The following is a 13,025-nucleotide window of genomic DNA, read 5'->3' as shown; positions in this document are numbered from 1 at the left end:
AATTTTTTTTGATTCCATTGAACGTTTCTGCAGAGCCTGTCGTATTAACTCCAGATTGAACGGGAAGCAGGTGATAATCATGATAAAGGCAGCTGAGCTTGAAGAGGTACGCAGAGCAGTATCGGGAGACGATAGCGCACTCGCAGCGTTGTTGCAACGTCACTACACGTTTGTGTATAAGTATCTTGTCAAAGTTACGATGGACGCTAACCTCGCAGAAGAGACGGTGCAGGATACGATGATTCGTTGTATGGAAAATATCCATCGATATGATGGCACGTCTGCCTTTTCATCATGGATGATCACCATTGCGACCCGCATCTATATCGATAAGACAAGACGTAAGAAGAGAGAACAGAACTGGCTTGCTCTCATCCGGGATCAGGCTGTACGTCGATTCCGCTGGCAGCTTGAGACTCGGAATGAAGAATGGACAGATGTCATGGATGCGATGACAAGACTGACACCCGAACATCGTGTTGCAGTGCTACTGAAGCATTATTATGGATACGGGTATGACGAGATCGGGGAAATGCTGGGTATTCCTGCGGGAACGGCGAAGTCACGCACAGCTTATGGTCTCCGTCAGTTAAGAAAGGAGCTGGAATAAGGATGAGCAGATCAGATGATGCACAAGAACAAGAAGTTGTAGAACGATTGCAGCAACACATGAAAGTGCTGGATGATGCATTTGAGCCGACAAGTATTCCTTCTTTGGGTGCACTTGAAGCCCAAGTCAGGGAACGGAGACAGATTAGACGTCGAGCCAATTGGATCGAGATGATATGTTTCTGGTTGGTTGGATTGCTTGCTATTACGTTCGGGGCATTATTGTTCGTATCTGCTCCAGCTCTATATTTGAGTATCCAGGCGCTTGGTACAGCAGTTGCCGTGATTTTAGTTGTGATCTGGGCAGGACGGCGTCGGAAGGAGGTTCATCATGAATAAAATGCATTATTCATTGGATGAAATTTCTCCACTATGGCTTATATTGCTTGGCATTTTCCTCCTGGTTCAAGGCACATGGATCTTTCAGGACGCACGCAGACGTGGACGTTTCCCTTGGTTATGGGGATTATGGGGAATCACCGGATTTCCCACGCCGCTCATTATTTACTGGTTTGTCGTGATTCGATCACAGCGCAAGCCAGGTGCACGAAATCAGAAATAACATCATTTTAAAAATGGAAAAAAAGATTTTGCACAAATATGTTGTTTAATTCTAGTATTCCTAGACATCGTTATTCTTTTCTAGTAGACTATACAAATAAATATTAATGATAGACTACCAGGAGGTTAGACGATGCTGCGATTAGGAGAGAAGGTTGTCATCGTCGCGGATGCGTTTGAGCAGAATCTTCCTGTGGGGGAATATGGTTTCATCATCGCTTATGACCGGAATCCGGACAATGCGTTCGATTACGTGCTTCGAGTGCCGCAGGTGAACCGGAACTTTTTTGTTCCATCCGGCGACGTCGATCTGGAAGAGGTTCTGCTGAAGCAGGAAGCTGAGCGGGTCGAGCGAGAAGCGTTGATAGATTACGCCCTTGCGACACACAATGAGAAGCTGTTTCATCATCTGATGAACGGAGATTTTCAAGCTGTGGAAGAGGAAGAGGAAACCGCGAACGATGTTATGTCACAGGCGGATTTTATAAAGCAGGTTAATCTGCGTGCATGGATTTAGAATTTTAAGAGTCGGCTGATGCCGGCTCTTTTTTATTTTATAAGTTTGATTTTAGCTTCCCGGAAGCCTGACAGGTCATTTGCATTGAATTGTCGAACTATCTCACCTATAATGAAAAAAGTTATCTTGAGACTTTAGCCCGTTAAACGAGCGATTCGTTTCAGGTCGTTTCGGGAATCAGAATGAATGAAGGAGGCATCCGCTAATGAGTATTTCGAATAATGACGTTCAGCATGTGGCCAAGCTGGCCCGGCTCAACTTGACTGCTGAAGAAGAACAGACCCTGACAGGTCAGCTGAACGCGATTTTAAAATATGCAGAAAAGCTGAATGAGCTGGATACAGAAGACATCGAGCCCACCACTCACGTTCTGCACGTAAGCAATGTTATGCGTGAAGATGAGACCAAAGAAAGCCTGTCGATTGAACAGGTGATGCGCAATGCACCGGAAGAAGAAGACGGGCAGTTTAAAGTGCCTGCAGTAATGGAATAACGGATAACCGGAAGGAGGACAAAAACTGTGAGTTTATTTGAACAATCGTTGCCTGAGTTACATAACAAGCTGCATGCCAAAGAGCTGTCGGTCAGCGATTTGGTGGATCAGGCGTATCAGAACATTGGCGCGCATGATGATAAAGTTAAGGCATATTTGGCACTGGATGAAGAACAAGCACGCGCTCGTGCACGTCAACTGGATGAACGTCTGGTTAGCGGCGAGGAGAAAGGTTTGCTTTTTGGTCTGCCTGTAGGTATTAAGGATAACATCGTTACAAACGGACTGCGCACGACGTGCGGTAGCCAATTCCTTCGTAATTTCGACCCGGTGTATGACGCGACAGTTGTCGAGAAATTGAAAGCTGCGGACACCGTAACTATTGGTAAACTCAACATGGACGAATTTGCCATGGGTGGCTCCAATGAGAATTCAAGTTTCTCCCCTGTACGTAATCCATGGGCACTTGATCGTGTTCCAGGAGGCTCCAGTGGTGGTTCTGCAGCAGCTGTGGCTGCGGGAGAAGCATACTTCACGCTTGGATCAGATACAGGTGGTTCTATCAGACAGCCTGCTTCATATTGCGGTGTTGTTGGATTAAAGCCGACGTACGGACTTGTTTCCCGCTTTGGATTGGTTGCATTTGCATCATCCTTGGATCAGATTGGACCTTTGACGAAAAATGTTGAAGATTCTGCTTATGTATTGCAAGCCATTGCTGGTTATGACGCCAAAGATTCGACATCTGCAAAAGTAGAAATTCCGGATTATTTGAGCGGACTGACAGGTGATGTCAAAGGACTTCGTATTGCTGTTCCGAAGGAATACATCGGTGAAGGCGTCGATCCACAAGTGAAAGAAACGGTTCTGGCTGCATTGAAAGTTCTTGAAGGACTCGGGGCAACATGGGAAGAAGTATCCCTTCCGCATACCGAATATGCGGTGGCTACGTATTACCTGCTGGCATCTTCAGAGGCTTCTTCAAACCTGGCTCGATTTGATGGTGTACGTTATGGCGTGCGTGCAGACAATCCGGACAACTTGCTGGATCTGTATCATCAGTCCCGCAGTCAAGGCTTTGGTCCCGAAGTGAAACGGCGTATCATGCTCGGAACGTATGCACTCAGCTCGGGTTACTATGATGCCTATTATCTGAAAGCACAGAAGGTACGTACATTGATCAAACAGGATTTCGACAATGTATTTGCCAAATATGATGTGATTATCGGACCAACTGCACCAACTACGGCGTTCAAACTGGGTTCACAGGTGGATGATCCACTTACAATGTACTTGAACGATATTCTAACGATTCCAGTCAATCTGGCTGGTGTACCTGCCGTTAGTATTCCATGTGGATTCTCGGATGGATTGCCTGTTGGCCTGCAGATTATCGGTAAAGCCTTTGATGAAACAACCGTATTGCGTGTAGCGCATGCGTTTGAACAAAATACAGAATTCCACAAGCAGCGTCCGCAGCTGTAGACTGCCCGGAACGGAGGAATATAGAAATGTCCGCATCTAAATATGAAACGGTCGTTGGACTTGAAGTCCACGTGGAGTTGCATACCAACTCCAAAATTTTCTGCGGCTGCTCCACAGCTTTTGGAGCTCCGCCGAACACGCATACCTGCCCGGTCTGTCTCGGACATCCGGGCGTACTGCCAGTACTGAATCGTCAGGCGGTAGACTACGCCATGAAGGCAGCGATGGCCCTGAATTGTACGATTGCTGATGTCAGCAAGTTTGACCGTAAAAACTACTTTTACCCCGATTCACCAAAAGCTTATCAGATCTCGCAATTCGATCAACCAATCGGTGAGAACGGCTGGATTGATATCGAAGTGAATGGTGAAACGAAACGAATCGGCATCACACGTCTTCACTTGGAGGAAGATGCAGGGAAGCTTACACATATCGATGGCGGATACGCGTCTTTGGTGGACTTTAACCGTGTTGGTACGCCACTCGTGGAGATTGTATCCGAACCTGAGATTTCTTCTCCGGAAGAAGCACGTGCGTATCTTGAAAAATTGCGTGCAATCATGCAGTACTGTGATGTATCGGACGTGAAGATGGAAGAAGGTTCACTGCGTTGTGACGCCAACATCAGTTTGCGTCCACATGGACAGGAGAAGTTGGGAACAAGAGCTGAGCTGAAAAACATGAACTCCTTCCGTGGTGTTCAACGTGGTCTCGAATATGAACAATATCGTCAGGCTGAAATTCTGGATGATGGCGGTGAAGTGGTTCAGGAGACACGTCGCTGGGACGAAGCTCAAGGAAAAACACTGTCGATGCGTGGTAAGGAACAGGCGCATGACTACCGTTATTTCCCGGACCCCGATCTCGTGAAGCTGCATATTGATGCAGCCTGGAAAGAGCGCATCAAGGCTACCATACCTGAGCTCCCAGACGAACGTAAAGCTCGTTACACGGCTGATTACGGATTGCCTAGCTATGATGCAGAGGTTATTACTTCATCCAAGGCTATAGCTGATCTTTTCGAAGATAGCTTGAAATTCACTCAGGATGCCAAATCCGTATCCAACTGGATCATGGGCGACTTGCTGGGTTACCTGAATACGAGCAATCTTGAGGTGACTCAGGTCCCACTGACAGGTCAGGGTTTGGGTGAGATGATCGGGCTGCTGGAGAAGGGCACCATTAACAGCAAAATCGCCAAAACGGTATTCAAGGAAATGCTGGAGAGCGGCAAGCTTCCACAGCAGATCGTTGAAGAGAAGGGTCTTGTGCAGATTAGTGATGAAGGCGCCATTCTTGCCATCGTTGAGCAGGTTGTAGCGAATAACCCTCAATCCGTGGAAGACTATAAAGCTGGTAAACAAAAAGCCATTGGCTTCCTTGTTGGTCAGGTTATGAAAGAAAGTAAAGGCAAGGCGAATCCTGCTTTAGCCAACCAACTGCTTGCAGATGTACTGAACCGCTAATCCTTCCGGTGAGGCCGGACAGAAAGAGGCTCGTCCCTGTGACAGCCTCTTTTTGGTATTGATAGATACAAATGTATTTCGGACGGGGGAACGGATATGAACATTCAACCATTGTCACTGAGTGATCTGGAGACGTTGGGACAGTTATGGAGACTACAACATGTAGCTTACCGATTGGAAGCCGAAATCATCGGATTCCAGGAGATTCCTCCTTTGATGGATACGATGGAGACACTGCGGGAATGTGGAGAGAGTTTTTATGGTTGTATCCATGATGACGGTGAGCTTATCGGGGCTGTTGCTGTAGCAGAGGAAGAGAAGAATACACTGACCATTACACGAATGATGGTGCACCCGGATCACTTTCGCAAGGGAATTGCGGCATCTTTGATGACGTATGTGTTGGAACAGCATGCGGATCTTCCACGTTATATCGTCTCCACAGGAACGCTGAATCAACCTGCAGTGAATCTGTACACCAAATTTGGTTTTAATCCCGTGGAGGTCACACAGATTGCACCTGGAGTGGAATTAACGACTTTTCACAAGAATAAACTTTAATAATATTAACAACTTGAGGAGGAATACCGACTTTGGGCGATCCCTGGTTCATTGATGAGTGGCACATTTTATTACGATTATTGCTGGCTATGCTGCTTGGAGGGCTCGTAGGCCTGGAGCGGGAACGGTCCAATCATGCTGCCGGTTTGCGTACCCATATCCTGGTATGTCTTGGCTCTGCACTGATTATGATGTTGTCTGTTTATGGCTTTAAAGATTTTGCTAATGAATTAAATGTAAGGATCGATCCAGCACGTCTGGCTACTGCTGTAATTACTGGTGTCGGATTCTTGGGAGCAGGGACAATTCTCTTCACGGGAAAATCCATTACCGGACTGACTACAGCAGCTTCAATCTGGGTTGTTGCAGCCATTGGGCTCGCAGCAGGTGCGGGATTCTTTTTTGCCTCTATTGTATCCACCGTCCTGGTATTACTTAATCTCTGGGTCTTTAACAAATTAGAGCTGAGGTATTTGCGAGGGAATAAACTGCATGTTGTTACACTTCATACCTTGTCTGAACCCGGTTTTCTCGAACAACTGTCTTCATGTATGGAGCAGGAAAAGATCAAAATTCGTAAAATCACTGTGAATGAACAAGACCTGGCTTATGCAGAGATGGTGTCGGTTGAACGTAAAATTGAGATTGTTTTACATGTTCAGGTACCGCATGATTTCCAAACGGTAGGCTTGGTATCCAAGTTAAGACAGTGGGAACACGTTACCAAGGTGTCGATCGAATAAATGAATTACAACCCTCCCCAGGCCAGTAGTGCCGGAGGGTTTTTGGTCATATCCATATTTCTTCCAGTTACTCTCCTTGCTCTTTAGGGTACTATCTAACCAAATGCATGAAGAGCGGAAGGTCAGATCAGAAGAGAGGAGTATGTTATGAAACGGAGACGTCAATTGAACAAAAAGAACCGTTCAGTCCAGGCCAAACCGGTCAGAAATCGGACTCACAAGTTTATTGCGGGATTTCTGAGTGCCATTATTCCTGGCCTGGGTCATATTTATCTGAGATTGTACATGAGAGGTTTGACCTTTATGCTGCTTGTTTTGCTTGATCTGTCAGCAGTATTGTACTTCTCATCCATTGGAATACAGATCAATGTGCCATTGCTCATCTTACTGGCTTTATGTATTCCTGTTATTTACTTTTACAATGTATATGATGTGTTGCAATCTGCAGATTGGGTCATGATGCGCAGACGTAGAGCTGTAACCCAGGCAACTTCGGACAAGCCGATATCCAATGAACGTTCTACGAGAGATGCAATGATGGTCTGGGAGAGAGGCATATCGTTTGGATTACTTCTGATTGTGGGAGGGTCTTTGATGGTGCTGTTTTTTCGCAAACCACGTTGGTTTCAAGAGATTCTCGCCATGTACGGCGGATATTCATTTGCGGTTCTCATGATCGTAGGCGGTTTGCTTCTGTTTGGTCGTGAGTTCTGGGTTATGTTGAACAAGAAAAAAATGTAGTGGAAACGATACAAGGAGGGAACGTGATGAACCGTAAAGTCCGGGTTGGCCGCTATACGGCTGCCGCCTTAATCATAGCGGTCGGTGTGCTGTTGATTTTGGATAAACGGTGGGGAACTGACTATGTATATGAGATGGTGGACTGGTGGCCATTTTTGCTCGTTGTTTTAGGTGTTGAATATATTGTGCTGTTCCTGTGGACACGCAGAAGAAACAAGGTGCAATCGGATAACCCGAGCAATCCTGATGAGCAAATCAAAGTACGCTTCAGACCCGATGCCAAAGGCATTCTAACCTCACTGATTTTGGCAGCTTCCGTATTTATCGTCACCGAGCAGGATCACTACATGCACTTATGGAATAGAGTGAGTCTAAATCTCGGAGCGGCATCCATGGACTACAGTCAAGCGGCAGGATATATGGAGGATAAGGGCACGATTCGTGTACCTGTTCGCATGGATACGTCGGATCTTGTGGTCGAAGGTGTCAACGGAGATATCTCGGTACAACGCGGAGATACGGATGAGATTGAAGTACGGACGGTGATCTGGGTAGATCAGACGACGGAAGTACAGGCAAAGGCCGTTGCAGCAGCCTCTTTTGTAGAGACCGATGGTACAAAAGTAATTTATATCAAGGCTACAGGCAAGACGTATGGAGACAATGAAAAAACGCAGCCACGTATGAATCTTACCATTACGATCCCGGATGATCGTCGTTTTAATCTGGATATTCGAACTTCCAATGGAGCCATATTATTAAACCGTCCGGAAGCCATTAGTACCATACTGGCCGAAACGGGTAACGGACGTATCCGGATTACCAATGCTGTTGGAGATATCTCAGGGAAAACGTTGAACGGAGATGTCATTGTAGCCAACGCCATCGGTAATGTGGATCTGGACAGTAACCGTGGCGACATGAAGGCTCGCGGTATTTCCGGCGATGTAGATCTTACTACACAAGTGGGAAGTATCAGTATTGCGGACTCCGTTGGTGAATTCACCGCAGAGACACGCAACGGCAATATTACGCTGGATGGAGCCAATCTGGGAATCAAAGCCCAATCGCTTAATGGCAGTATTAACATCATATCTACCAAAGTCGGAGGGGACTGGGATGTGTACAGTGCGGTGGGAGCCATTAACGTATTACTTCCTGATCGTGGAGACTACAGTCTTGCGGGTTCCAGCAGTTATGGAGATTTAAGTACGGATCTGCCGTTCAAAGTACAGAATAAAACCATAGAAGGCCAGCTCGGTGAGGGCGAGTACAGGGTGAAAATTGAAGGCAACAGTGATCTCACCATTCAGAGCAACCCGGCTGTATCTACGCCTGAAACAGTTACACCTGATTCTGAAGATACGGCTGAGAATCTGGAACAGACTACCGAGGACGGACCAAATTCCCAGGAGGATTCTACAGAGGTTCCTTGACTGCCGCGTTGACAATAAACTTGTAATCGCCGTACAATAAATGTACACTGGCAAGATTACACGGCATGAAAGATGGATTGTCGTTCTTAATGGCCGGGAATCAACTCTGAGCGAGGAGACAGTAACTTACTCTTCACCAGAGAATGAAAGGTAAGGCGGTGGGTTTTATGGCAACACGTGTCCAACATGCGTTGGAGCATCTGAAAACGACCGGTGTCCGTATTACACCCCAGCGTCATGCCATATTGAACTATCTGATGGAATCCATGGGGCATCCGACAGCCGATGAAATTTACCGAGCCCTTGAACCCCAATTTCCCAGTATGAGCGTGGCAACGGTATATAATAATTTGAAGATGTTTCTGGAAGCTGGCATGGTCCGGGAATTGACATACGGAGATAATTCAAGTCGCTTCGATGCCAATGTGACGGATCATTATCATGTTATCTGTGATCAATGCGGCAAGATTGAAGACTTCAGCTATCCTTCACTCAAAAGTGTAGAGCTTCAGGCGGAGTCTAGTACAGGATTCGAAGTACACGGTCACCGATTGGAAGTATATGGCGTTTGCAAAAGTTGCAGGGATTAAGAGAGTTGAATTACAATATTAACGTGCAGAATTCAGTATGGATTCTTCACGTTTTTTTTTAGCATTTATGCAAAAGGCTCATCTTTATAACAACTTATGCGCACATCCTTATGATCAGCATAATTAACGGAGGTAGACGTTTGGGTAGAAAACGCAGATATACACGTCAGAAGCGACGTTCATTTTGGCCCGGTTTTCTGGGGGCTTGTCTGATCGCCGGGGGGGCTTACTGGCTTATAACAAATGTATGGTTGAACCAGACCCATGAAGACCCCGACTGGGTAGGAAGAAGCCAGCCTATTTTTGTAGACGGGCAACTGATGGATGGAGACGCTCTGGGTACAGGAGATCAACTCAAGTTGCCTGTAGATGTGCTGCAAGAAGCGATTGATGCAGGCATACGTTATGAATCAGAATCGGGAGATATCATCATTGCCTCTCCTCAGCGAGTCCTTCATATGAAAGATGGAAGCACACAAGCAGAACTTAATCACAAAGATTATCCTATGACAGTTAAGCCTGAGGTTAAGGACGGAGAAGCCTATATTCCGCTCAAACCTTTGAAAGAGGTATATGGCATAACCGTACAGGAAGATTCAGTAACAGGTGCTGTGCTGCTGATGCGTGGAGGAGACATGATTCAGTATGCAGAGATTGATACATTATCATCCAAAGCGGACAAGACCGTGCCGTTATATAAACGTGGGGGAGAATCCTCACCAATCATTGCCGATATGGAAAAGGATGCAAGGGTACGTGTATGGCAGACGGGTGATAAACAGAGTTTTGTCCAACTCGATAATGGATATGCCGGATATGTAGATAATGATTATATTGTCCTCACCGAGAAAAAGAAGGTGGACTTGCCCAAGTATACGCTGACTGCAGCAGAGAAGAAGTGGCAGAATAAACCGGTAAATCTGGTTTGGGAAGCCGTGTACAATCGTCAGCCTGATGTGGGCTCTATCGGTAAAATGCCTGGTGTGAATGTGGTCAGCCCCACATGGTTTCATATTACGGATGGACAGGGCACTGTGAAAAGCAAGGGAAACCAAGCTTATGTGAACTGGGCTCACCGTTCGGGTATGGAAGTATGGGGCCTCATGGATAACAGCTTTGATCCGGACGTTACCAAAGAAGCTGTAGCTTCTTACGAGACACGCACGCATATTATTGAGCAGATGTTAGAGTATGCACAGACGTATCAACTGGATGGTATCAACATCGACTTTGAGAACGTGTATACCGATGACGGGCCGAATATTACGCAGTTTGTGCGCGAGATCAAGGCGATGGCTCGTATACATGGGTTGATGTTATCAATCGATGTAACACCAAAATCGAACAGTGAGATGTGGTCTGCCTTTCTGGATCGCCGTGCATTAGGTTCTTTTGCAGACTATGTTATTGTGATGGCTTATGATGAACATTGGGCGGCCAGTCCTAAGGCAGGTTCGGTAGCGTCTCTGCCTTGGACCGAGGCTTCCATGAGACGCATACTTGAGGAGGATGAAGTCCCTTCTAACAAGTTGATCATGGCTGTTCCGCTCTATACCCGGATATGGACGGAAGAGATGAATGATCAGGGTGAGGTTAAAGTGTCTTCCAAAGCGGTGGGCATGAATACCATTGTGGAGCTGATCCAAGAGAAGAAACTCAAACCTGAACTGGATCAGGCAAGTGGACAGAACTATGTGGAATATAAGGAAGACGGAGCTACCAAGAAAATATGGATCGAAGATGCCGTGTCCCTTCAGGCGCGTGTGGATTTGATTGCTTCGTTGAAGCTGGGCGGAGTAGCAGCATGGAATCGGAGTTTTGCTAATGCCTCTGCATGGGAGGTATTAAAGCAGGCTGGTTACCAGAAATAATTTACTCAGAACAGAGTGTCTGATTGCTTTAATTTATTTTCGCTAAGCTCAAAGTTTCTCCTTTGGTACCATCATACGTGCAGTCTACCGTTTTATTGGTCGTAGAATTTATAACATAATTTCATATCTTAGCTATTGATAACAGCAACAAGGGCTCACTTATAAGCCAAGTCCAAAAAAGGTCCGGTAAACATACCGGGCCTTTTTTTTGTTCTTCAATGAAATTAAGGGAAAAGACATTTAGCGGTTGGAGATCATTTCGTGCTAACCATCGGTTGGGGGAGCTTGTGTAGAAGGCGCTTTCAGTTGTTGACTGGTCATGTTGGCTTTATTGGGGTCCAGGGTGAGGATGGTATGACAGAACATACAACGATCCGTTTTGCCAAGCATTTTGGTTAACTTCCCGCATTCCGGACAGTCGACTTGTACTGCGCTGGTGGAGAGCATACCCGCCCAGAAATAAATGGCTAGACTGGCCATCATGGCAATCAGTCCGATGACGAGCCCTACAGCTGCGAATACCTTGCCTGCATGTCCCCAGAAAACAATCCCGGCTGTTCCCAGTATCATTAGGCCCATACCTAGCATGGTCAGTAGTAATCCCCAAGTGCGAAAAGCATTAATTTTTGCTGATTTAAAAATCATGAAAAATGCTCCTATCGTATGAGTAGTATTGGACCTGGAAAAGAAGGAAACTTCAGTCTGGATGTAGAATTACATTATAACTGACTTGGCGCTTATCTGCCATGAAATGTATGGAGGGAATCGTGGAATTAAAGAACCTTGCTTTTTTGTCCGAACAGTCGGAAGAGACAGGGGCAGTTGGGGCTATCGCTTATTCCCACCCGGGAGAGCGATTCCACGGCTCCCTAATTCAAGATTTCGAATTATTAGTACTTGTTGTTCATAATGATGATCAATTGAAGTCGGCGGTGGGACATTACAGATATGGTGATCTTCGTTATCAGATGATCTATGCAAGCCGTCATGAATTAAAGAGTAGTGTAGTTACCGGGAATCATAATAATCTCACCCAGTGTCTGATTGAAGGTGAGATTATCTGGGAAGCGGACAGCGCCCTAAGTGATTTGCGAGAAGAACTGTCTGCCTTTGGGGCAGAATTGCGTGAGCAGAAGCTGCTACATGAATTCACCAGTTTCTTGAGAATGTATGTGGAGGCCAAACGTCATATTCAGGAAGGTCATGTTGTAGACGCCTACTACAATGTATTAGAGGCTCTGGGGAACTGGGCAAGAATTGTATTGATTGAACAGGGGATATACCCGGATCATGCCGTCTGGACACATGTGCAGAATCTGGATCGCGCTTTATGGAAACTATATCAAGAGCTTACCGTAAGCTCGGAGACGCTGGAGCAGCGAGTGGAGCTTGTCCTGCTTGCCTGTGAGTTTTCCGTAATGTCCAAAATGAGTGAATGCTCAGAACTGCTGCTGCGTGTGTTAAGAAGTCGCAAGGAGCCGTGGAGCATGAATGAACTTGTTCATCATCCGCAGTTAAGATTTGTTCGAGAAGATCTGCCTTTGGTTATACGTAAGCTGGTCTTTCGTTCTATTGTAAAAGAATCGGCAGGATGGCCATCGATCGAAGGAGAAGGTAGGGAAATTCGGTATTGGATTGAGGCATAACCTCCTCCCGAAGCCTAACGCTATATTGATCACATAAGGGAGGGGAAACCTTCCTTTTTTGTTTGTTTAATAATTTATAAAAAGAGGTTGACTCTCATTCACGATATATGATACATTATATTTCGTTCCTCAAACGAGATTATCGCCAACAAACGATAAATTCTTCAGAGGAAAAGTGAAGAACTAAAGCTTCCAAAAAAAGAAATTAAAAAAAGTTCTTGACGAAAACAAACGAAATGTGTTACATTATTTAAGTCGCCGCCGAAACTTGGTAGAGACGAAAAAGAAGTAAAACAAATCGTGTTT

General features: G+C 45.9%; 15 protein-coding genes. 14 read left to right on the top strand and 1 reads right to left on the bottom strand.

Annotation, left to right across the window (positions count from 1 at the left end; genetic code table 11):
- Positions 1-79: 79 nt before the first annotated feature.
- The 13 genes from sigY (at position 80) to QNO02_RS25480 (ending at position 11,073) form a co-directional block, all read left to right on the top strand.
- Entirely contained in the window at positions 80-610 is a 531-nt protein-coding gene (gene sigY, locus QNO02_RS25540; RefSeq protein ID WP_091038580.1) for an RNA polymerase sigma factor SigY, read from the top strand.
- A gap of 2 nt (positions 611-612) precedes the next feature.
- Positions 613-948: a YxlC family protein gene (locus tag QNO02_RS25535; RefSeq protein ID WP_289390374.1), complete on the top strand. Its 336-nt coding sequence runs from the start codon at positions 613-615 to the stop codon at positions 946-948.
- Positions 941-1,171 carry a sigmaY antisigma factor component gene (locus QNO02_RS25530; protein ID WP_289390373.1) on the top strand — a complete coding sequence of 77 codons (231 nt, stop codon included), beginning with the start codon at positions 941-943 and terminating at the stop codon, positions 1,169-1,171. The genes QNO02_RS25535 and QNO02_RS25530 overlap by 8 nt, the downstream gene beginning before the upstream one ends.
- A gap of 132 nt (positions 1,172-1,303) precedes the next feature.
- Positions 1,304-1,687, top strand: a complete 384-nt coding sequence (locus tag QNO02_RS25525) for a hypothetical protein (protein WP_024631336.1) — start codon at positions 1,304-1,306, stop codon at positions 1,685-1,687.
- A 205-nt stretch (positions 1,688-1,892) separates the two neighbouring features.
- A complete protein-coding gene (gatC, locus tag QNO02_RS25520; RefSeq protein WP_036607033.1) occupies positions 1,893-2,180 on the top strand; it encodes an Asp-tRNA(Asn)/Glu-tRNA(Gln) amidotransferase subunit GatC in 288 nt (95 codons plus the stop codon).
- 27 nt (positions 2,181-2,207) lie between these two features.
- Entirely contained in the window at positions 2,208-3,665 is a 1,458-nt protein-coding gene (gatA, locus tag QNO02_RS25515) for an Asp-tRNA(Asn)/Glu-tRNA(Gln) amidotransferase subunit GatA (protein WP_289390369.1), read from the top strand.
- A 26-nt stretch (positions 3,666-3,691) separates the two neighbouring features.
- Positions 3,692-5,131, top strand: a complete 1,440-nt coding sequence (gatB, locus tag QNO02_RS25510; RefSeq protein ID WP_062836483.1) for an Asp-tRNA(Asn)/Glu-tRNA(Gln) amidotransferase subunit GatB — start codon at positions 3,692-3,694, stop codon at positions 5,129-5,131.
- Positions 5,132-5,227: 96 nt separating this feature from the next.
- Positions 5,228-5,692, top strand: coding sequence for a GNAT family N-acetyltransferase (locus tag QNO02_RS25505; RefSeq protein ID WP_249913170.1), 465 nt, complete (start codon positions 5,228-5,230; stop codon positions 5,690-5,692).
- Positions 5,693-5,724: 32 nt separating this feature from the next.
- On the top strand, positions 5,725-6,435 hold the full coding sequence (locus QNO02_RS25500; RefSeq protein ID WP_017692302.1) for an MgtC/SapB family protein: 711 nt from the start codon (positions 5,725-5,727) through the stop codon (positions 6,433-6,435).
- A gap of 147 nt (positions 6,436-6,582) precedes the next feature.
- A complete protein-coding gene (locus tag QNO02_RS25495; protein ID WP_289390366.1) occupies positions 6,583-7,176 on the top strand; it encodes a hypothetical protein in 594 nt (197 codons plus the stop codon).
- A 26-nt stretch (positions 7,177-7,202) separates the two neighbouring features.
- Entirely contained in the window at positions 7,203-8,612 is a 1,410-nt protein-coding gene (locus tag QNO02_RS25490; protein WP_133387134.1) for a DUF4097 family beta strand repeat-containing protein, read from the top strand.
- Positions 8,613-8,779: 167 nt separating this feature from the next.
- Positions 8,780-9,202 (top strand): peroxide-responsive transcriptional repressor PerR, encoded by a 423-nt coding sequence (gene perR / locus QNO02_RS25485; protein WP_026081471.1) that lies wholly within the window; start codon positions 8,780-8,782, stop codon positions 9,200-9,202.
- Positions 9,203-9,312: 110 nt separating this feature from the next.
- Positions 9,313-11,073: a glycosyl hydrolase family 18 protein gene (locus QNO02_RS25480; RefSeq protein ID WP_502921840.1), complete on the top strand. Its 1,761-nt coding sequence runs from the start codon at positions 9,313-9,315 to the stop codon at positions 11,071-11,073.
- A gap of 264 nt (positions 11,074-11,337) precedes the next feature.
- On the opposite strand, the gene QNO02_RS25475 is transcribed toward QNO02_RS25480, so the two are convergent.
- Positions 11,338-11,718, bottom strand: coding sequence for a DUF2614 family zinc ribbon-containing protein (locus tag QNO02_RS25475; protein WP_017692307.1), 381 nt, complete (start codon positions 11,716-11,718; stop codon positions 11,338-11,340).
- A gap of 122 nt (positions 11,719-11,840) precedes the next feature.
- Between QNO02_RS25475 and QNO02_RS25470 the strand changes: the two genes are divergently transcribed.
- Positions 11,841-12,719 carry a nucleotidyltransferase-like protein gene (locus tag QNO02_RS25470; protein WP_289390363.1) on the top strand — a complete coding sequence of 293 codons (879 nt, stop codon included), beginning with the start codon at positions 11,841-11,843 and terminating at the stop codon, positions 12,717-12,719.
- Positions 12,720-13,025: the final 306 nt, after the last annotated feature.

It is taken from the genome of Paenibacillus sp. PK1-4R, assembly GCF_030369595.1.
GTDB lineage: Bacteria > Bacillota > Bacilli > Paenibacillales > Paenibacillaceae > Paenibacillus.
The sequence above is the reverse complement of the archived record's forward strand: the minus strand, read 5'-3'. Positions and strand labels throughout refer to the sequence as shown.

What these genes read in the sequence shown, in the direction of transcription:
- QNO02_RS25490 (WP_133387134.1), top strand. Translation starts at nt 7,203, where the DNA reads ATGAACCGTAAAGTCCGGGTTGGCCGCTATACGGCTGCCGCCTTAATC.
- QNO02_RS25535 (WP_289390374.1), top strand. Translation starts at nt 613, where the DNA reads ATGAGCAGATCAGATGATGCACAAGAACAAGAAGTTGTAGAACGATTG.
- QNO02_RS25480 (WP_502921840.1), top strand. Translation starts at nt 9,313, where the DNA reads ATGATCAGCATAATTAACGGAGGTAGACGTTTGGGTAGAAAACGCAGA.
- sigY (WP_091038580.1), top strand. Translation starts at nt 80, where the DNA reads ATGATAAAGGCAGCTGAGCTTGAAGAGGTACGCAGAGCAGTATCGGGA.
- QNO02_RS25495 (WP_289390366.1), top strand. Translation starts at nt 6,583, where the DNA reads ATGAAACGGAGACGTCAATTGAACAAAAAGAACCGTTCAGTCCAGGCC.
- gatB (WP_062836483.1), top strand. Translation starts at nt 3,692, where the DNA reads ATGTCCGCATCTAAATATGAAACGGTCGTTGGACTTGAAGTCCACGTG.
- QNO02_RS25505 (WP_249913170.1), top strand. Translation starts at nt 5,228, where the DNA reads ATGAACATTCAACCATTGTCACTGAGTGATCTGGAGACGTTGGGACAG.
- QNO02_RS25475 (WP_017692307.1), bottom strand. Translation starts at nt 11,718, where the DNA reads ATGATTTTTAAATCAGCAAAAATTAATGCTTTTCGCACTTGGGGATTA.
- QNO02_RS25530 (WP_289390373.1), top strand. Translation starts at nt 941, where the DNA reads ATGAATAAAATGCATTATTCATTGGATGAAATTTCTCCACTATGGCTT.
- gatC (WP_036607033.1), top strand. Translation starts at nt 1,893, where the DNA reads ATGAGTATTTCGAATAATGACGTTCAGCATGTGGCCAAGCTGGCCCGG.
- perR (WP_026081471.1), top strand. Translation starts at nt 8,780, where the DNA reads ATGGCAACACGTGTCCAACATGCGTTGGAGCATCTGAAAACGACCGGT.
- QNO02_RS25525 (WP_024631336.1), top strand. Translation starts at nt 1,304, where the DNA reads ATGCTGCGATTAGGAGAGAAGGTTGTCATCGTCGCGGATGCGTTTGAG.